This is a genomic window from Trinickia symbiotica (assembly GCF_003028655.1).
In the GTDB taxonomy this organism is placed as follows: domain Bacteria; phylum Pseudomonadota; class Gammaproteobacteria; order Burkholderiales; family Burkholderiaceae; genus Trinickia; species Trinickia symbiotica_A.
Window position 1 is genome coordinate 323,291 of record NZ_PYUC01000006.1, and the last position, 18,586, is coordinate 341,876.

Genomic DNA, 18,586 nt, shown 5'->3' on the forward strand with positions numbered 1-18,586 from the left:
GATCGATGAACGATACAACGTCTACACGAGGCCAGCGCTGGCTGCGCGCGCTCGCGGGCGACGCGCTGAAGCCCGCAAGCGCCAGCGCGCCTGTCCGCTACGCCGATGCGCCGCTCGGCGCGGACACCGCGAGGTTCATCGCAGTCGTGCCCGATCCCGCGAATCGCTTCCCGCGCGCGCGCGACAACGTCGTCGGCCTCGAGCAAGGCTGGCTGCTGGCGAAGACAGTCCGTGAAGCGATCGAAAACGACGCAGGCGCGCGAGAGCGGCGCCCGATCATCGCGATCGTCGATGTAAAGAGCCAGGCATACGGCTATCGCGAGGAAATGCTCGGCATTCATCTCGCCTGCGCGGCGGCGGTGGATGCCTATGCGAGCGCGCGCCAGGCCGGGCATCCTGTCGTCGCGCTGATCGTCGGCCCCGCGATGTCGGGGGCTTTCCTTGCGCACGGCTATCAAGCGAACCGGATCCTCGCGCTCGACGCGCCGGGCACGATGGTGCATGCGATGGGCAAGGAGGCGGCGGCACGCGTGACGCGGCGCTCCGTCGAGTCGCTCGATGCGCTCGGCGAGACGATCACGCCGATGTCGTACTCGCTCACCGCGTTCGCGCAGCTCGGGCTGCTCGATCGACTCATCGAAGGGGTCGATGCCGATTCGCCGACCGACGAACAGGTCGCGCTCGTGCGCCGCGAGTTGATCGAGGCCGTGGCAAGCGCCCGCCAGGGCAGGCGCGATCTCTCTCACCGGCTCGACTCGGAGAGCGCGAAGAGAACGCGTGCGGCGTCGATCGAAGTCCGCCGCAGGCTAGCCGAGCAATGGAACGCCGATTGAGCGAAGTGCGGTATCGCCCGCACGATCTGCTTCGTCTGCGGCGGTTGCCTACAGACGCAAGCGGCGCCGCACCGGCGTGGGTCGTCGATGCGTTCAAGCATGCGCCGTTCGCCGTCGTGCGCAGAGCGCATGCCGATCCGGGCATCGTTGCGGTGGGTCTGCGCGGGACCACGCGCGCGCAGCGCTACGCGGCCTTTGCCGACGAACGCGATATCGAAGCGACGTTTACACCCGACTGCCTCGTGCGAACGAACCCGCCGCCGGCGCGCGCGTCACTCCCGCCGTTCGTCCTGCTCCGCGCGCTGGTCGACAGCGCATGTCTGGCGGCCTTCGAATGGGGGCCGGCCGGCAGCGCGGCCTTCGAATTGGCGACAGGTGTTCCCACGATCACGCCATCGAGCGATCTCGACCTGCTGATCCGCGCCCCTACCCCGCTCTCGCATGACGACGCGCAACGCTTGTCGACGGAATTGCACGCCCATGCGGCGCGCGCAGGCCTACGCATCGACGTTCAGCTCGACGCCCCGGCAGGCGGCGTCGCGCTCGCCGAGTGGGCCCTGCGCAAACCGCGCACGATGGTGAGGAGTACTGACGGACCGCGCCTCGTTGCCGATCCGTGGTCCATCGAGTCGGCGGCTCCGGCAGAGGTGACCTGATGCTCGCGTGCCTCTTCCCTGGCCAAGGCGCGCAATCCGCCGGCTTCCTGCATCGATTGCCGCCGCATCCGGTCGTCCGGACCACGATTGCCGAAGCATCGGATGCCCTTTCGTTGGACGTTTTGACGATCGATACGCCGGACGCCTTGCGCTCGAGCGTGGCCGTGCAAGTCGGCCTCGTGGTGGCAGGCGTGGCGACGGCCCGCCGGATCGCGGCCGATGGCTTCGATATCGCGTTGACATCGGGCCTGTCCGTGGGCGCCTATGCCGCTGCCGTCACTTCCGGCGCGATCGCCTTCGCCGACGCGGTGCGTCTCGTCGCCAAGCGCGCGGAATTGATGGAGCGTGCCTATCCGTCCGGCTACGGTCTTTCCGCGATCGACGGCCTCACCGAGCATGAAGTGGAACGGCTCGCCGGCGGCGCGGCAGCCGACGCCGCATCGCGCGTCTATGTCGCCAACGTGAACGCCCCTCGCCAAATCGTCGTGACCGGATCGAACGTGGCACTCGACGTTTTCAACGCACGTGCGCTCGCCGCCGGCGCGCACCGGGCGAAACGTCTCGACGTCAGCGTGCCGTCCCATTGCGAGTTGCTCGCCGATGCTTCGGATGAGTTGCTCGCCTATGCAGCCGATATTCCATTGCAAGCACCGCGTGCCGTCTACGTCGGCAACCGTACCGCCCGCCCGTTGCGCACGGCCGAAGCGATCCGCGACGATCTGGCGACGAACATGCGCCATACGGTGCGCTGGTTCGACGCGCTCACCGTCATCATCGAGCTCGGTGCAACGGTGCTCGTCGAAGCGCCGCCGGGCCAGGTCCTGACTTCCATTGCGCGAATCGCCTATCCCGACGTCACGGCGCTGTCGGCCTGCGCGACACCCGATGAGCGGCTGATTCCGCTGCTGGAAAGACGGCTCGGCTCGCGCTGAAAACGGCGCAAGCCGTCCGCCGCGAAAGAAGCGCGCGAAAGCCGCCGAGGGTCGCGGCTCATCCTACGCGTCACGCGATCGTGAACTCGATCCCTCCGAAGCCCTCGATCGTCCCGCGCACGCACCCGGGCTCTTTCGCGAGATAGAGCGGCGTATAAGAACCGGTCGTCAGAATCGTGCGAGCGGGAATCGAATGCCCGGTTTGGAGCGTGCGTGCGACGAGCCACGCGACGAGCCGGCGCGGGTCGCCGGCGGGATGTCGCGCACGGCCGCTGAAAATTTCATGCTCGCCGAACTTGAAGCTCACGTGTGGGGCGCTGAAATCGAAGTTGCGATCGTAGGGCCGCGTATCGCCGATCACGAGCGCACCGTTGTTCTGCAAATCGGCGAGCTGCAATAACGGGTCGACTTTCGGCCATGCTTCGAATCGGCTGTCGACAACTTCCACGACAACGGACATCGTATCGATCGCATCGAGCGCGTCCTCGGCGCGGTCCGCAAACGTACGATCGATATCGTCGGCAAAGCTGAACGCGATCTCGAGCTCGAGGCCGATGCGGCTATAGTCGTCGCGGCGAATCCCCGCCGCGGCGCCGACCACCTTCTTGGCCGGGATCGGCGCGCACTGCGGCTCCGCCTCGGGCGTTCCCGCGCCGATCTTGTAACCGCCCGCGCCGCCGAGCTCGGCCAGCACGATCTGCTGGACGACGTAGGCTTCGTCGATGCTCGCAGGCCTGAGGTCGTTCACCTGAAGATCGCCGATCGACCGATGCGATCGATGGGCTTCGATAAGGCGAGTGGCAAGCACTTGCGTGGGTGTCATGGTCTCGTTCTCCTCTGGACGAGTGGCCGGCACGGGACGCCGAGGGCGCCCGTGTCCGATTTCGGCTTAGGCCGTTGCAAACTATAGGCCACATCGCAGCTTCGTATCGTCGACGCGAGCGAAATCTTCAAGACAGCGCCGCATCGCGCCCGTCGGCGGATGCGGCAACGACGGCCGCTCGAGCGGCAAACGCTGGTCAGAACTTATGCCGAATGCCGACGCGCCCCATCACCTGCTTTGAATTGCCCGACAGGTCCGCCGCGCCCGGCACGTAGGCCTGATCGAGACTCGATCCCGTCGAGTCGCCGGTAATCCTCTGCAGCGCGCCCTGGATATAGATGTCGGTTCGCTTGGAAAGGTTGTAGTCGAGCATGAGACCGAAAGAGTGGATCGTCGGCTTCACGCCGCCGAACGTCGTGTTGTAGCTCTCGAGCGTGTAGACATACTGCGCGCCGATAAAGAGCGCCGGCGTGAGCTGATATTTGCCGTTGACCTCGAAGTTCTGGAAGCGAATCGAGCCGACCGTCGCGCCGGCGAGCGGCCCCGAGATCGGCGCGATGGTCTCCGTCGTCACCGTCTGGTTCAGATAACCGTTGGCGACCGGGTCGGCGATGAACGTATTCGTATAGACGAGCCCCGCCGTCGCGGGCCCGAACGTGTAATTGACGCCGCCGCCGAAAATGCGCAGCCGGCTCGCAACGAAGTTCGTATCGCCGCCGTTGTTGATCGCTCCGCCCGCCGTGGTCGAAGGATCGGTCGCCTCGAGGAAGGCCGCCGCGACGAGCAGCCCACCGGTCGCATACTGGCCGCCTACGCTGTATTGACGATTGTTGGCAAAGCTGGTGCTGTTGCTGAAGCTGTAAGTGCCGCCGAATTGGAGGCCCGCCCAATCGGGACTCATGTATTTGACGGTGTTGTTGACGCGAAACGTGTTATCGGTGTTGTCGTTGTCGAAAGGATGCGAAAACATCAAGCCGGCCCAATTTCCGTTGGCTGTGGTCTGTGCGAGGAAATCGACGACGGAATCGTATTGCCGGCCGACCGTCAGCGTGCCGAAGCGATTGCTCGAAAGTCCGACATACGCCTGCCGGCCGAACATCAGCCCGCCTTGCGCGAGCCGGCCGTTGCTGACGTTGAAGCCGTTTTCCAATTGGAACACCGCCTTCAGGCCGCCGCCCAGTTCCTCGGCACCCTTGAGCCCCCACCGGCTGCCCTGTGCGAAGCCGCTTTGCAATTCGTAGTTATGGCTTCCCCGCACGTTATTCGTGTAATCGAAGCCCTCGTCGATGACACCGTAGAGCGCGACGCTGTTCTGAGCGAACGCCGGCGCGGCGAATACGGTCGACAGCACCAGAGAAACAGCCGTTTTTTTCATTTTGCCTTCCCCTCGATCCCGATGAGGTGGATTTCCTTTTTTCTTGCTCGCTCGAGTCTCGCTAACGGCGAAAGGCGAGCGGCGGATACGATCACGGTTGCGCCAAGCCGTGTCGAAGATGGTTACATGAGGGAATCGACGCGTCTATCGTGGTTCGTCATGAAACGTTTCCGGCCGTTGCCGATTGCCAACTAGCCCGGGCCCCGAAACGCATGAAGAGCGACCGGTCTGCCTGCCGTGATCAGGCAAAAGCGCCAACAATAGGGGAAAACCCTCAGGACTCGCGGTCGCAGAAGATCGCCGTGATGAACGGTCCGGCGTGGTGCACGATGGCCGAGCTGTGCGCCGCGGAAACGGCGGCCTGAACCTTTTCGGTCGAGCCCCAGACCACGGCCCCGTAGGCAGAGCTGGAGACGCGCTTGCCGCTTCCCTTGCGGAAAAGCGGATCGCCTTCCTCGTAGGCGACGAGCGCGAAGACATGGAAGCCGAACGCGCGCAAGTCGGCGCCGTGCACGGGGTTGAACGCGTTGATCGAATTGCTTTCCACGCGGAAGGGCTGCGGCTCGACATCGCCCTGATTGATGAGTCCGCCGATGAAGACGTGCGGCGACACGTTGCATTGAAGCGGATCGTCGAGCGGTATCGGCGTGCACGACCCGATGGCCGGCCACGCAACGGCGGCAATCGACAGGGCGGCGGCAAAAAGGGGCTTCATGGGCAGGCGGATTCAAACCATATGTTCTCGATACATCCAGGAGTGCGGGCAGCCTCGCAGCAGCCGGGGCAAGGCGGATGCCCGGTCGCGCGCGGCGTGCTCGGCGCCCGTCGCATGCCGGCACTTTATCGTCTTTGTAGCGCACGTGCCCGGCGGCCAGCGACGCGAATGAACTGATCGACGCAAATAAACGCGGTGCGTGTCGGATCGAGAAGATTCTCAAAATGAATGGGTGACACGCGCGCTTCGGCGGCAAGCGGCGCCGAAACCGGCTACAGTTGCCTCTTTGCGCAGTCCGCGCCGGCCAGCGCGGCTGCTGATCCATGCGGAGAGAACTCGATGATTGCGGCACTGAAACACGACTTTCGCAGCGATACCGTCACGCGCCCGAGCTCCGCGATGCGCGCGGCCATGGCGGCGGCTGAAGTCGGCGACGATGTCTTCGGCGACGACCCGACCGTCAAGCGGCTCGAAACGCAGCTCGCGGAGACGCTCGGCAAGCAAGCGGCGCTTTTCGTTCCGTCCGGCACGCAATCGAACCTGATCGGGCTGATGGCGCACTGCGGCCGCGGCGACGAGTATATCGTCGGCCAGCAGGCCCATTGCTACCGCTGGGAGGGCGGAGGCGCGGCCGTGCTCGGCAGCATTCAGCCGCAACCGCTCGACAACCTGCCCGATGGCACCCTGCCGCTCGAGCAGATCGAGGCGGCCATCAAGCCCGACGATCCGCATTTCGCGCGCACGCGGCTCCTCGCACTCGAAAACACGATCGGCGGCAAAGTGTTGCCGACCGATTATGTCGAAGCGGCAACGGCGCTTGCGCGGCGACACGGGCTCGCATGCCATCTCGACGGTGCGCGCGTTTTCAACGCGGCGGCCGCGCTCGGCGTGCCCGTCGAGAGGCTGGCGCGTCCGTTCGATACCGTCTCCGTCTGTCTGTCGAAGGGTCTCGGCGCGCCGATCGGATCGGTCCTCGTCGGATCGGCCGAGCTGATCGCCAAGGGGCGCCGGCTGCGCAAGATGCTGGGCGGCGGCCTGCGGCAAGTCGGCGTCCTCGCGGCGGCCGGCCTCTATGCGCTCGAGCACAACGTCGAGCGGCTGGCCGACGACCATGCGAACGCGAAAGCGCTGGCACAGGGCCTCGCCAGGTTTCCCGGCGTAAGCGTCGTCACGCCCGATACGAACATCGTCTTCGTCGATGTCGCGCCGCAATACGCGAGCGCGTTCGCCGAGCATCTCGCGCGGCACGGAATCGGCGTCACGTCGGCCTACGGCGCGACGCGGCAGCGCTGGGTGACGCATCTCGACGTCGACAGGCAAGCCGTCGATACGGCGCTCGCCGTCGCGGCCGAGTTCTTTACCCGGCACGCCTGACGCTCGGCGCCCGCGATCAGGCGCCTTCGAAGCCTGACGGCTTGCGCTACAACGGTTGCTGCGTCGACTCGCGCCAGAGCACGACGAGCACCGTCATCAGCGCGGGCCCGATGAAAAGCCCGACGAGGCCGAATGTCTCGGCGCCGCCGAGGATGCCGAACAAGACGAGAAGAAACGGCAATCGTGTAGTACTGCCGATCAATATTGGGCGGACGAAATGCTCGGCGATGAACACGACGATGGAACCCGTGGCGAGGACGGCGATGGCGCCGACCATCGAGTCGTGTGCAAACAGCCAAAGTGCGGCGCCGCAAAACACAACGGGCGCGCAAAACGGCAACATGGCCGCGATGGCCGTCAGAAGACCGATGGCTCCAGCGTGCGGCAGCCCCGTCAAGGCGTAGGAGACGCCGATCAGCAGGCCTTCGCCGAGGCCGACGACAACGAGCCCCGTTACCGTTCCTCGCACGGCTTCGGCCATTGCCCTCGCCAGTTGCGCCCCCTCCGCACCGAAGAAGCGCCGCACGACTTTCAGCGATTGATCGGCGAGGCGGGGACCGGTCTGCAGCAGCACGAACAGCGTCAACAGCATGAAGCCGAAGTGCACGATGCCGCGGACGGCGAGTACGCCGAAATGTCGGCCCACCGTGGCCACGGTTTCGCCGTGCAGCTCCTTCATGGCGGGCGATTGCCCGAACGGGCGCGCGAGATTGGCCTGCCACCAGTCGGCGATTTGCTTGCCGAACGGCAGTTGATCGACGAAGTGAGGCAAAGGGATGCCGTTCGCCTCGGTGTTCTTGATCCAGGCAATGAGGTCGTGCGCCTCGAGGGCCGTCTGCGTGAAGACGAGAACGAACGGCAGCGCGACGAAAAAACCGACCGCGATCGTCACGGCAAGCGCGAGCGCCGTCGTGCCGCCCTGGGCGTGACGGGGGCTCGCCAACTTGAGGAGCAGCGGCCACAGCGCGATCGTGATGACGCCTGCCCAGACCATCGGCGCGATGAATTCCCGCAGCACCCATGCCGCCAGCGCGATCAACGCCACGTTCAGCGCCGTCCAGGCAACGCGCTGCGCTTTCCTCTTAGTGTCTTCTTGGGGAGGCTCGACGGAAGGATGGGATGGCATCGGAAATCGCTCGGTCAGAAAGGCAATCGTAGTGTTCGATCGCCGACATCTTATCGGATCACCCCGCTGACGGCTCGACGCGCCCTGCAACGTTGGCGTTGACTTGGTGCGCCGCATTACGAAGAATCGATGCCGTTCTTGGACGGCATCGACCCATTGGAGCGCCCATGCGCCTTCGCCTCGCTGACATGCTGTGCAATGACCGGGCCACCCGCGCGGCGCGCACCCTATCGAGCCGTTCCTTGCCGTCTTGCCTGGCCCTTGTGTTCGCGCTCTCGTGCGTTGCCTCCTCATCGGCATGGGCTGACGACGCGGACGAGACCGAAGCCGCCGCCCCGGCATCGGCCGTCGCGCATGCCGCGGCCGCCCCGTCGCCGACGGCATCGGCTGCATCGGCGGTCAAGGCTGAGCCCGCGCCGCGCGAAACATCGAGCGTCACCGAGCACACGATTCGCATCGACGGGCGCCGCATCGATTACCGCGCCACCGCCGGCACGCTCGTCATCGAGAACGCCAAAGGCGAGCCCGATGCGAGCATGTTCTACGTCGCCTACACGGCGCACGCGAAAGACACCGCGCGGCGGCCGATCACGTTCCTTTTCAACGGCGGCCCTGGCGCCGGCAGCATCTTTCTCCTGATGGGATCGGTCGGCCCCGTGCGCGTGCGCACGAAAACGCCGGCCCCCACGCTGCCCGCCCCCTATGTCCTTGGCGACAACCGCGACAGCCTCCTCGACAAGACGGATCTTGTCTTCATCGATGCCGTCGGAACCGGCTTCTCGAGGCCACTTGGCCCCGCGACGGCGGCAAAGCGCTTCTACAGCGTGGACGGCGATCTCGACGCGTTCTCGCGCTTCATCGAGCGGTATCTGTCCGTCAACGATCGCTGGAACTCTCCGAAGTACCTGATCGGCGAATCGTACGGCACGGCGCGCGCCGCCATGCTTGCGTACCGGCTGGGTCAGCAGAACATCGCGCTCAACGGCGTGGTGCTGCTATCGTCGGTGTTGAACGCGAACAGCCGGATGCCCGGCTACGATCTCATGAGCATCCGCTACCTACCCTCGTTCGCGGCCGCCGCCTGGTACCACGACAAGCTTCCGAGCCCCAAGCCGTCCGATCTCCCCGCGTTTCTCGACGAAGTGCGGGCGTTCGCAATCGGCCCTTACGCCGCCGCCCTCGCGAAGGGCGACGCGCTGCCCGACGGCGAGCGCGATGCGATCGCGGCGCAGGTGGCGCGCTATACCGGGCTCGACGAGCGCTATGTGATCGCTTCGCATCTGCGCATCCGGCCCTCCCGATTTCGCAAGCAACTGCTGCGCGGCGAACCGCGCGGCGTGGGGCGCTACGACGCGCGCGTCATTGGCATCGAAGCGGACGACGTCTCCGAGACCCCCGATTTCGATGCTTCCGAGAGGTACATCGTGAGCGCGTTCGACGCGGCGTTTCACGACCACCTCGCGCGCGATTTGCACTATGTCGCGCCGACGCCCTATCGGGTCTTCAGCGACACCGTGCTCGAAGCATGGCAATGGAAGCATCGCCAATCGTGGGGCGAGACGCTCGAGTTGCCGTACGCGGCCGGCGATCTCGCCGAAGCCATGCGACAAAACCCGAGCCTTCGCGTGCTGTCGTGCAACGGCTACTACGATCTCGCGACACCGTTCTTCGGCACCGAATACGATCTCGCGCACATGGGACTCGAGCCGTCGCTGCGTGCACATATCCAAGTCAAGCACTACGCGAGCGGTCACATGGTCTATCTCGACGACGACGCTTTGCACGCCTGGAAGCGCGACCTCGCGAATTTCTACGATGCCGGCGCGAATTCGGGCGAAGCATTGGCCAAGTGACGCACCCTTGAATCGAGCGCGCCGGGCTCTCTGTACAGACCGCCACTCTCCCCCGCAGATCGAATAGCTACCCGAAGCCATTCTTGTCCTCTAGGTTGAAAGCGCTCGGCGATCGATCGCGAGCACTTGCCACTCCCCCACGGCGACAATGGCTCGAGACGGGAACCCTGCTCACATCCGTTGACGGACCGCGATGCCCGCGGTCGACAGCCACGGCGTCTCCTCCGGCGTTGCAAACCAAGGAGGTCAAATGGATTCGACTGCAAAGCCGAAACAATCGATGTCGAAATGGCGCGGTCGCGCCGCAATGGCGCTGCCGCTTTTTCTCGCCACCGTCTCCGCGCACGCGGCCGGCGCCTCGACGAACTGGGTCGACACCGCCACCAAAGGTTTCCTGACGCCCGCTCAGCTACGGACTTTCAGCGCCGCCCCGCAAACAGAAACGAGGGCGGGCGAACCGATCCGCGTCGTCGTCAGCATGAAGGCTCACGATTTCGGCAAGTTGCGCGATCTTGCCGACGCCGTCACGCGTCGAGCGAACCCGAGCTACCACCAATTCCTGACGCCGCAAGCCTTTCTCGAGCGATACGCGCCGACTCCGCGGCAAGTCGAACGTGTCGTTGCCTACCTGCGCGAAAACGGCCTCGTCAATATCGCGGTCTCTCGCAACCGCATGCTGATCTCCGCGGACGGCACCTCCGGCACCGTCAAGCGCGCGTTCCATACGCCGATCGTCCACTTCATGAAAGGTGGGCGGCTCGTGCACGCGAATACGAGAACCGCGCAGGTGCCCGAGGGCCTCGCCGACTCCGTGCTCGCGGTGCTCGGGCTGCAAAACGTGACGCGCGCGCATACGATGGCGGTCCGCGGCCCGCGCGCACAGGCGGATACACGCGCCGCCGCCGGCACGGCGAAAGGCCACGCTCCGAAGGAGTTCTCCGCGATCTATCAAGCGGACAGCCTGCCCAGCGCATCGAATACGACCATCGGCATCGTCACGATCGGCGGCGCGAGCCAGGCGACGAGCGACCTCGCGCAATTCACGAGCGCGAACAACCTCTCGCCCGTCAACGTCTCGACTGTGAACACCGGCGCTTCGAACGGCAACTATGACGACGATCCGAACGGGCAAGTCGAGTGGGATCTCGATAGCCAGGACATCGTCGGCGCGGCGGGCGGCGCGGTGCGACAATTGATCTTTTACGCAGCGGACCTGAACGCGCCCGGCAACACGGGGCTGACTCAGGCATTCAACCAGGCCGTCACCGACGGTGTGGCCAAGGTCATCAACGTCTCGCTCGGCTGGTGCGAGGCCGATGCGTACACCGATGGCACCATGGCCGCCGAGGATCAAATCTTCACGGCAGCCGTGGCGCAAGGGCAAACGTTCTCGGTCTCCTCGGGCGATGAAGGCGCCTACGAGTGCAACAACCGCGGATTTCCGGACGGCGGCACTTATTCGCTGTCGTGGCCCGCTTCGTCGCCGAACGTCATTTCAGTGGGCGGCACGACCCTTTACACGCAGGCCGACGGCTCCTTCGCCAACGAAACCGTATGGAACGAAGGCCTCGACGGCGACGGGAAGCTATGGGCATCGACGGGCGGATTCAGTGCGTTCGAGCCGACGCCCGTCTGGCAACGAGCGCTGAACGTGAGCCCGAGGCCGGCCGGCCGCGCCGTGCCCGACATCTCGTTCGATGCCGCGCAAAGCACGGGCGCGCTCATCTACACGTCGAACGGCGTCGAGCAAGTCGGGGGCACGAGCCTTTCGTCGCCGCTCTTCGTCGGATTCTGGGCGCGCCTCGAATCCGCTCATTCGAACTCGCTCGGGTTCCCCGCATCGAGCCTCTACAGCGCGGTGGCCGCCACGCCGTCGCTCGCGTTCGACGTGACCTCGGGCAATAACGGTTATGGCGGGTACGGCTACAACGCGGGACCGCGCTGGGACTACCCCACCGGCTGGGGCAGCCTGCGGATGAAGGATCTCGCCGTCTACGTCGAGCGCTATCCGTTCGCCCGCTGACCGGCAGGCCACGAATTGCAAGTGGCGAGTTCAAGCCGCGGGCTGCGGGGAGACCACGAGAACGAAACTGCAACGACTGCAAAAACTGCAACGGTAGTCGTTGCACACGCAACAAACTGTACATAATCGTCCCATCGGCGGAAAAGTCGGCGCATAATTCGGGCTTTGCGTTCGTGCCCTGCACGCGTGGCCGCAGCGCCGCTTGTCCATGCCGGTTGCCATCGCCTTAATCTCTCCGCTCATCGTCGCGTGCGCGCTTTTCATGGAAAGCGCCGACGCAAACATCATCGTCACCGCGCTTCCCTCGATGGCGCGCGATTTCGGCAGCGATCCCGTCTCCTTGAAGATCGCGATCATCAGCTATGTGGTGAGTCTCGGCGTTTTCATTCCGATTTGCGGCTGGCTCGCCGATCGTTTCGGCTCGCGCACGGTCTTTCGGACGGCCATCGGGATCTTCATCGCGGGCTCGCTGATGTGCGCGGCCTCGCGTTCGATGCACTTCTTCACGCTCGCGCGCTTTCTGCAAGGCATCGGCGGCGCGATGATGGTGCCGGTCGGGCGCATCATCATTTTTCGCTCGGTGCCGAAGAGCGAATTCGTGCGCGCGATGAACTACCTGAGCATGCCCGCGATGTTCGCGCCAGCCGCGGCGCCGCTGCTCGGCGGGTTCCTCACCACCTATCTTCACTGGCGGCTGATCTTCTTCATCAACGTGCCGATCGGCCTGCTCGGCATCTACCTGACGAACCGCTACATCGCCAATACGCACGAGCCGCACCCGGGTCCGCTCGACTGGACCGGCTTCGTTCTTTCCGCGCTCGGCGCCTCGCTTGCGCTGCTCGGGCTGTCGCTGATCGGCACCGACATCGTCGCCGATCGGACCGCCTACGAAATGTGCCTCGTGGGCGCGTTCCTCATTGCGCTTTACGTGCTCTACGCGCAGCGTGCCGAACGGCCCGTGCTCGAGCTGCGTTTCCTCAGGATTCCTACTTATCGCGCGAGCGTCCTCGGTGGATCGATGTTTCGCATCGGGCTCGGCGCCGTGCCTTTCCTGTTGCCGCTCGCGTTGCAGGAAGGACTCGGCATGACAGCGTTCGAATCGGGCCTCATCACCTGCGCTTCCGCGTTCGGGAGCATGTTCATGCGCTCGCTCACGTCCCTAACGCTGCGCAAATTCGGGTTTCGCACGGTGCTCATCTACAACGCGGCGTTTTCGGGCGTCGCGATCGCCGCCTACGGCACCTTCTTTCCCGGCACGTCCCTCTGGTACATCTGGCTCGTCGTGCTTTTGGGCGGCTTCTTCCCCGCCTTGCAGTTCACGAGCCTCAATTCGATGATTTACGCCGATATCGCGAGCCGCGACGTCGGCCGCGCCACGAGCCTCGGCAGCGTCGTCCAGCAGATGTCGCTCGGCCTCGGCGTCGTGGTCGGCGGCATCGTGCTGCAAATCGCCCGGGCAGTGCACGGTCACGCGCACGTGACGTGGTCCGACTTCTGGCCGGCGTTTCTCGTCGTCGGCCTTTTCTCGTTCGGTTCGATTCCGATTACGCGCCGCCTCTCGCCCGACGCGGGCGATGAGATCGCGCGCGGCTCTCGAGGATAGCCGCGCTCGCCGCGCTGCCACGCGCGCAGTCGCTCCCCCCTTCCTGCTCAGCGCCGATGGCGTCCGCCCTCGAACGGCGACGTGCGTGGTCTGGCGGAAACGGCAAGATCAAGAGCACGATGTATGCGATTTGGTCGCACGCCTTGCACGCTCTATTATTCAGGCACCTGCGTTCTTTCATATTGCCTTCTTTCTTATGAAGAATGCTTAATGAAGGACTAACCGCCACAATCAGAACATCAAGCCTTGGGCTTCATCGTTCGGTCGTGGCTTCGTCAGTGTGCGGTAGCCGATCGAGGAGGATAGACGCCATGACCCGCAAATACATCGATTGCCGGGAGTACCCGAGCGAAATGAACTGCTCGGTCGCGCTATCGGCGGATTCCGACGACGAGCTGATCGAAGCGGCCGTCCAGCATGCGGTGGCCGTTCACCATCATGCCGACACGCCGGAATTCCGTTCTCAATTGCGCGCGCTCTTTCACGAAGGCACGCCGCCGGTAGAAGCGCCGCGCGCGGCTTGAGGCGGTTCAACCTTTACGCCGCCCGTTCCGTGGGACTTGTCTGGCTCAAGACCGCGTCGAGCACGATCGAGGCCAGCTGGTCGACGGGCGGCGCCGATGCATTCGACGCGCGCAAGAGCATGAGCGGCAGCGTCGGCAGTGTCGGCAACCCATAGGCATTCGCATCGAGCGTGCGCACGCTCGACGGCAATCCATAGGATGCGCGTACCGTCACGCCGAGTCCCGCCGCGGCCGCGGCCCAGAGACCCGCGAGGCTCGGACTCGTGACCGCCACGCGCCATGCAACGCCGGCACGATCGAGCGCGGCCGTGGCGGCACTGCAAACGACGCAGGGTCCATCGAACAACACGAGCGGCAGGGGCTCCCCCGCTTCGCGATCCCATCGCAACGCATCCGAGCCGATCCAATGAAGGCGCGGCGCCGCCACTTGCATGCTCGCCCCAGCCGCGCGCCGCGCGCGCAGCGATGAGTCCACGTCGTCCCAGGTCAGCGCGAGATCGAGCTCGCCCGCGTCGAGGCGTGCGAAGAGGTCGGTGTTGCGCGCGACGCGCGCCTCAATTCGCACTTTGGGATGAGCGCGGGCGAACCGGCCGAGCACGCCCGGAAGCAACGATTCGCCGAAATCCTCCTGCAACCCGAGCCGCACCCAACCTTCGAGATTGACGCCGCGCGCGGCGGAAATTGCCTCGTCGTTGAGCTCGACGAGCCTGCGCGCGTAGCGGAGCATGACCTCGCCCGCCTCGGTCAACGCGAGGCCGCGGCCCGACTTGCGAAAGAGCGGCGTACCCGCTTGTTCCTCGAGCTTGCGGATCTGCGCGCTCACGGCCGAAGTCGATCGGCCCACGCGATCGGCCGCCTTCGCGAAGCTGCCGAGATCGATGCCCATCACGAAGCTGCGCAATGCCGCGATATCGACGTTCGTCTGGCTCATGCCGTCACCCCATCATCCGGTTTTACTGGACGATCCGTTGAAAAATATCTGATTTTCAGCACGATCATAGAGTGCGAGACTGCACCCGTCAAACACCACCGCGCACGGGGATTTCGATGGAAACGCAATGTCTCGCCAAAGGCGCCGAACGCAGCGGGCAGCCACTCGGCGCTTCGCATCGCTGGAAAGTGCTCGGGGCCGGTGTTGCCGCGAATGCGAGCTTCTCGGCCGCGGCGGCAGGCATCCCGACGACGGCCGTCTGGATGCGCGCGGATTATCACCTCGGCAATGCGGAGCTGGGTCTCGTGCTCGGGTCGATGGGGCTCGGTCTCGCCCTCTCGGAGTTGCCCTGGGGCGTGGCCACCGATCGGTTCGGCGATCGGCGCGTGCTCGTCACGGGGCTCGTCGGCACCGCCCTCGTGCTCTTCTTCATGATGCTCGCCGTCGTGCCGTCGCCAGGCTCGGCACCCACCGCGACGTTTCTCGCGGCGGCCATGTGCGTCGCCGGTTTGCTCGGCGGCAGCGTCAACGGATCGAGCGGACGAGCGATCATGGGCTGGTTCAAGGAGGGCGAGCGCGGATTGGCGATGAGCATCCGGCAGACCGCCGTACCGATGGGTGGCGGGATCGGCGCCTCGTTGCTGCCGTGGCTCGCCTCGAGCAAGGGCTTCGGTTGCGTCTTTGGCGTGCTGGCCTCGATGTGCCTCGTTTCAGCCGCATTCGCGTTGCGCTGGTTACATCGGCCGCCGCACGCCGAGCATGCCGAGCGCCCCGTCGCTCGCGCATCGGGCCGATCGCAACGCGGACCGCTCACCGATGCCGGCGTCTGGCGCGTGGCGCTCGGCATCGGCATTCTCTGCGTGCCCCAGTTCGCCGTGCTGACCTTCGCCACCGTTTTCCTGCACGACTTCGCTCGCGTAGGCACGGCTGGGATCAGCCTCACCATGGCGGCGGTGCAGATCGGCGCAATGGCGATGCGTATCTGGAGCGGCCGCTACACGGATCGGCGCGGCAACCGGCGCGCCTATCTGCGCGGATCGACGCTCGTCGCGGCGGCATCATTCGCGGTGCTGGCATCGGCCGTCATGCTCGGTCGCGGCGTGCCGATCGCCGTCGTCGTGGCGATGGTCGTCGTCGCGGGCATCTGCATTTCCGCGTGGCACGGTGTAGCGTATGCCGAGCTCGCCACGCTGGCCGGCCCATCCCGCGCCGGCACCGCGCTCGGCATGGGGAACACCGTCGTCTATGCGGGTCTCTTTCTCGCGCCGCTCGCAATCCCGCATCTGCTCGCCGCCAGTTCGTGGGCGGGCGTCTGGTGGGTGGCCGGGCTGCTGGCACTCGGCGTCTATCCGCTTTTCCCTCGGCCGGCAAACTCCGCAAACCGGTAGGAGATGGAAACGACGATCGTCGTTGCCGCGACGACGTCGGCCCATCATGTCATCGTGTCACGGCGTCCAGCGATACATCAGGACCTTGGCCCGCGCATCCTCCTCGGCAAGCACGACATACTGGCCGTTCGGCAGGATCGCGGCGCTGATCGCCATCTCCGCGTCGATCCAGCCACTCGTGCTGCCGACCGTCGATTGCGGCGCCAGCGCCCCCACCTGCTGGCCCGTGCGCGCGTCGTAGACATCGAGTCGCGCCGTGGTGCTCTCGGCAACGAACAGATAGTTTCCGGCCGCCGCGAGCGAGACGGGGATCAGCGCCGGATTTTGCGTCGGGCCGTAGACGAGCGGAATCACGTACTGAAGCCTCGGCGCACCGGAGCTCCAGTTGTCGTAGCGCGCAACGACGCGGCCGATCGATTTCCAGTTCGACGCCTCGTACGGCGCCGTATTCGTATAGCCCGAGATATACATGGTATCCGTCGATGCCACATAGACGATCCGCGCGATCCTCGTGAACGGTTGCGGCGTCGCGAACGTCTTCGCCGAGTTGTACTGATAGATGGGATTGCCGAACGAATCGACGCCCTGCAGCGGCATCTCGCGAATTCCGCTGCCGCCCGTCGCGAGCCAAATGTTGGCCGCATCGTCGACCCACCAGTAGCCGTTGTACACGCTGTTGCCCGTCGCGCCGTTCGATTGGATTTCGCTCGGCGCGAGCCGGCCATCGCCGTTTGTGTCGCGCCACATCCATTCGCCGTAGGCAGGTTGGCCGGCGGGCCAGTTGCCGGGAATCGGATTTTGCGAGAGCAGACCCGAAGGAATCGCGACTTCTCCATCCGTCGTCGGCGCGAAGCGATAGATGCTCAGGTAGTGGGCGTACATGTCCTGCGTGAACAGGTACCGTGCGCCATTGATCCGGCGCACGAGCGGCTCCCCTCGTACGCCGCGCGTGAGATGGAGCGCCGGGTCGTCGGCGTAGCGAAAGCGGTTCATCGTGAAACCCTTGTAGCTCCATTCCTGGCCTGGACCGGCCGCGTAATTCAACGTGAAATGCTTCGAGCCGCTGAAGACGTCGCTCGGCGATGCTGGATCGAGCGCCGCCCCGTCGACGAACAGCAATCCGTGCAGCCGCCAGTTGAGCGCCTTCGACCACCAGTTGTAACTCTCGAGCACCGTGCCCTGCCCCGTCGACAACGAACCGAAATCGCGCGGGCCTGCGCTGTTTTGCGCGACATAGAGATTGCCGCCGCCATCGAAGCCGATGCCCGTCATGCCGTTGAAGCGCCAGTCACCCGGCACGCCGGGCGTCGGAGCGAAAATCCCGCCCTGCGCGCCGATTCCGGTGATGGGCTGCACGAGCCCCGATGCCGTCTTGCCGAAAACGAGAATCTGCTGCGAAGGACCGCCGTCGGCGATGAGCAGTTGACCGGACGGGGCAACGGCCAGATCGACGGGCACCGCATTGCTCGGCAGCGTGACCGTGCCCGGCAGGACGGCGCCCTTCGCCGAGTAATGTGCGACGGTGCGGCCGGACGTCGACTGCAACCCCTGAATGACCCAGAGCGAGCCGTCGGTATCGATCGCGATGCGCCCCGGCGACGGAGCGCCCCATGAGATGACGGGCGCCATCGTGTTCGCATCGAAGACCTGAATCTGGTTCGCATACGTGTTCGCGACGTAAAGGGCCGTGCTCGTAGCGGCGAGCCCGCGAATGGAGGCGTCGGTTCCGTCGGGAACGACATCGAGAACGAGGAAACTCGCCGCCGTCGCGTTGCTCTGATTGCCGACGCCGCCTTTGAACGGCGCACCTTGCGTGATATCGGCGAGCGGGCGGCGCGTGATCCCATACCACGTCGAACCGTTGGAGGGATATCCGCTGCCGACGAGCTTGCCCCCTTCATTGCCGATCGACATGCCGGCGTACAAATAGGTGCCGTTCACGGCGATCGCGTCGCCACCGGCATTGCCCCACCCGTGCGTCTGGCCGGCGTAGCCGACCTTCGTGCCGCCCTTGTACGCGCCGATCTCGCTACCGCTTTCGTCCCAGGGCGCATTGGTGTAGACGGTGCCGTCCTGGCCGACCGCCAGCGCTTCGACATCGAGCTGCACCCATTTCCCGTCGCCGAAGCCGAACGTGTTGCCGATCCATGACGTCGTGTAGTTCAGCGACGCTTGCGCGAACGCCAATGTGTGCAACAGCGCCGAACTCACGAGCGCGAACGCGAAGGCGCGTCGCGCAAAACGGACAAAAGCTTCCCCGCGCCACAGGGTCGTGTGGCGAACACCTTCACTCATCGGACTTCCCTCGGAACCGCGCCCAGCGATGTACTAGTTAGGACTACCAAACGTTTCGGACATGTGCCCGGGCTTCTCGCCCGTGTTGTCCCGCTAGTATTGCTGGTCCGCGGTTACGCGGAAATCAGCGGCGCG

General features: G+C 65.2%; 15 protein-coding genes. 9 read left to right on the forward strand and 6 right to left on the reverse strand.

Annotated elements, in window-relative coordinates:
- Positions 1-5 precede the first annotated feature (5 nt).
- Genes mdcE through C9I57_RS14365 form a run of 3 tightly spaced genes read left to right on the forward strand, consistent with a single transcriptional unit; the run spans position 6 to position 2,421 of the window.
- Entirely contained in the window at positions 6-833 is an 828-nt protein-coding gene (gene mdcE, locus C9I57_RS14355; RefSeq protein ID WP_107151326.1) for a biotin-independent malonate decarboxylase subunit gamma, read from the forward strand.
- On the forward strand, positions 818-1,489 hold the full coding sequence (locus C9I57_RS14360; protein ID WP_107151327.1) for a malonate decarboxylase holo-ACP synthase: 672 nt from the start codon (positions 818-820) through the stop codon (positions 1,487-1,489). The genes mdcE and C9I57_RS14360 overlap by 16 nt, the downstream gene beginning before the upstream one ends.
- On the forward strand, positions 1,489-2,421 hold the full coding sequence (locus C9I57_RS14365) for an ACP S-malonyltransferase (protein ID WP_107151328.1): 933 nt from the start codon (positions 1,489-1,491) through the stop codon (positions 2,419-2,421). Before C9I57_RS14360 ends, C9I57_RS14365 begins: the two co-directional genes overlap by 1 nt.
- Before the next feature lie 70 nt (positions 2,422-2,491).
- Here C9I57_RS14365 and C9I57_RS14370 read toward each other — a convergent pair whose 3' ends face one another.
- The 3 genes from C9I57_RS14370 to C9I57_RS14380 all read right to left on the reverse strand — a co-directional run bounded on the left by C9I57_RS14370 (position 2,492) and on the right by C9I57_RS14380 (position 5,334).
- On the reverse strand, positions 2,492-3,244 hold the full coding sequence (locus C9I57_RS14370) for a fumarylacetoacetate hydrolase family protein (protein WP_107151329.1): 753 nt from the start codon (positions 3,242-3,244) through the stop codon (positions 2,492-2,494).
- Positions 3,245-3,440: 196 nt separating this feature from the next.
- Complete coding sequence (locus C9I57_RS14375; protein ID WP_107151330.1) at positions 3,441-4,619, reverse strand: porin; 1,179 nt, start codon at positions 4,617-4,619, stop codon at positions 3,441-3,443.
- Between the two features lie 274 nt (positions 4,620-4,893).
- Positions 4,894-5,334, reverse strand: coding sequence for a hypothetical protein (locus tag C9I57_RS14380; RefSeq protein ID WP_107151331.1), 441 nt, complete (start codon positions 5,332-5,334; stop codon positions 4,894-4,896).
- Between the two features lie 339 nt (positions 5,335-5,673).
- Here C9I57_RS14380 and ltaE point away from each other — a divergent pair, with 339 nt between their 5' ends.
- The gene (ltaE, locus tag C9I57_RS14385) at positions 5,674-6,708 is read left to right on the forward strand and encodes a low-specificity L-threonine aldolase (protein WP_107151417.1); all 1,035 of its coding nucleotides are present in this window, start codon (positions 5,674-5,676) and stop codon (positions 6,706-6,708) included.
- Between the two features lie 46 nt (positions 6,709-6,754).
- Here ltaE and C9I57_RS14390 read toward each other — a convergent pair whose 3' ends face one another.
- A complete protein-coding gene (locus C9I57_RS14390) occupies positions 6,755-7,834 on the reverse strand; it encodes an AI-2E family transporter (RefSeq protein ID WP_107151332.1) in 1,080 nt (359 codons plus the stop codon).
- 167 nt (positions 7,835-8,001) lie between these two features.
- Between C9I57_RS14390 and C9I57_RS14395 the strand changes: the two genes are divergently transcribed.
- From C9I57_RS14395 to C9I57_RS14410, 4 genes are all read left to right on the forward strand, one after another.
- Complete coding sequence (locus C9I57_RS14395) at positions 8,002-9,687, forward strand: S10 family peptidase (protein ID WP_107151333.1); 1,686 nt, start codon at positions 8,002-8,004, stop codon at positions 9,685-9,687.
- 250 nt (positions 9,688-9,937) lie between these two features.
- Positions 9,938-11,710 (forward strand): S53 family peptidase, encoded by a 1,773-nt coding sequence (locus C9I57_RS14400; protein ID WP_258187642.1) that lies wholly within the window; start codon positions 9,938-9,940, stop codon positions 11,708-11,710.
- 208 nt (positions 11,711-11,918) lie between these two features.
- On the forward strand, positions 11,919-13,313 hold the full coding sequence (locus C9I57_RS14405; RefSeq protein WP_107151335.1) for an MFS transporter: 1,395 nt from the start codon (positions 11,919-11,921) through the stop codon (positions 13,311-13,313).
- 311 nt (positions 13,314-13,624) lie between these two features.
- Positions 13,625-13,837, forward strand: coding sequence for a DUF1059 domain-containing protein (locus tag C9I57_RS14410; RefSeq protein ID WP_018439342.1), 213 nt, complete (start codon positions 13,625-13,627; stop codon positions 13,835-13,837).
- 13 nt (positions 13,838-13,850) lie between these two features.
- On the opposite strand, the gene C9I57_RS14415 is transcribed toward C9I57_RS14410, so the two are convergent.
- Positions 13,851-14,768 (reverse strand): LysR substrate-binding domain-containing protein, encoded by a 918-nt coding sequence (locus tag C9I57_RS14415; RefSeq protein WP_107151336.1) that lies wholly within the window; start codon positions 14,766-14,768, stop codon positions 13,851-13,853.
- 116 nt (positions 14,769-14,884) lie between these two features.
- Between C9I57_RS14415 and C9I57_RS14420 the strand changes: the two genes are divergently transcribed.
- Positions 14,885-16,156 (forward strand): MFS transporter, encoded by a 1,272-nt coding sequence (locus tag C9I57_RS14420; RefSeq protein WP_107151337.1) that lies wholly within the window; start codon positions 14,885-14,887, stop codon positions 16,154-16,156.
- A 57-nt stretch (positions 16,157-16,213) separates the two neighbouring features.
- On the opposite strand, the gene C9I57_RS14425 is transcribed toward C9I57_RS14420, so the two are convergent.
- Positions 16,214-18,451 carry a hypothetical protein gene (locus tag C9I57_RS14425; protein WP_107151338.1) on the reverse strand — a complete coding sequence of 746 codons (2,238 nt, stop codon included), beginning with the start codon at positions 18,449-18,451 and terminating at the stop codon, positions 16,214-16,216.
- Positions 18,452-18,586: the final 135 nt, after the last annotated feature.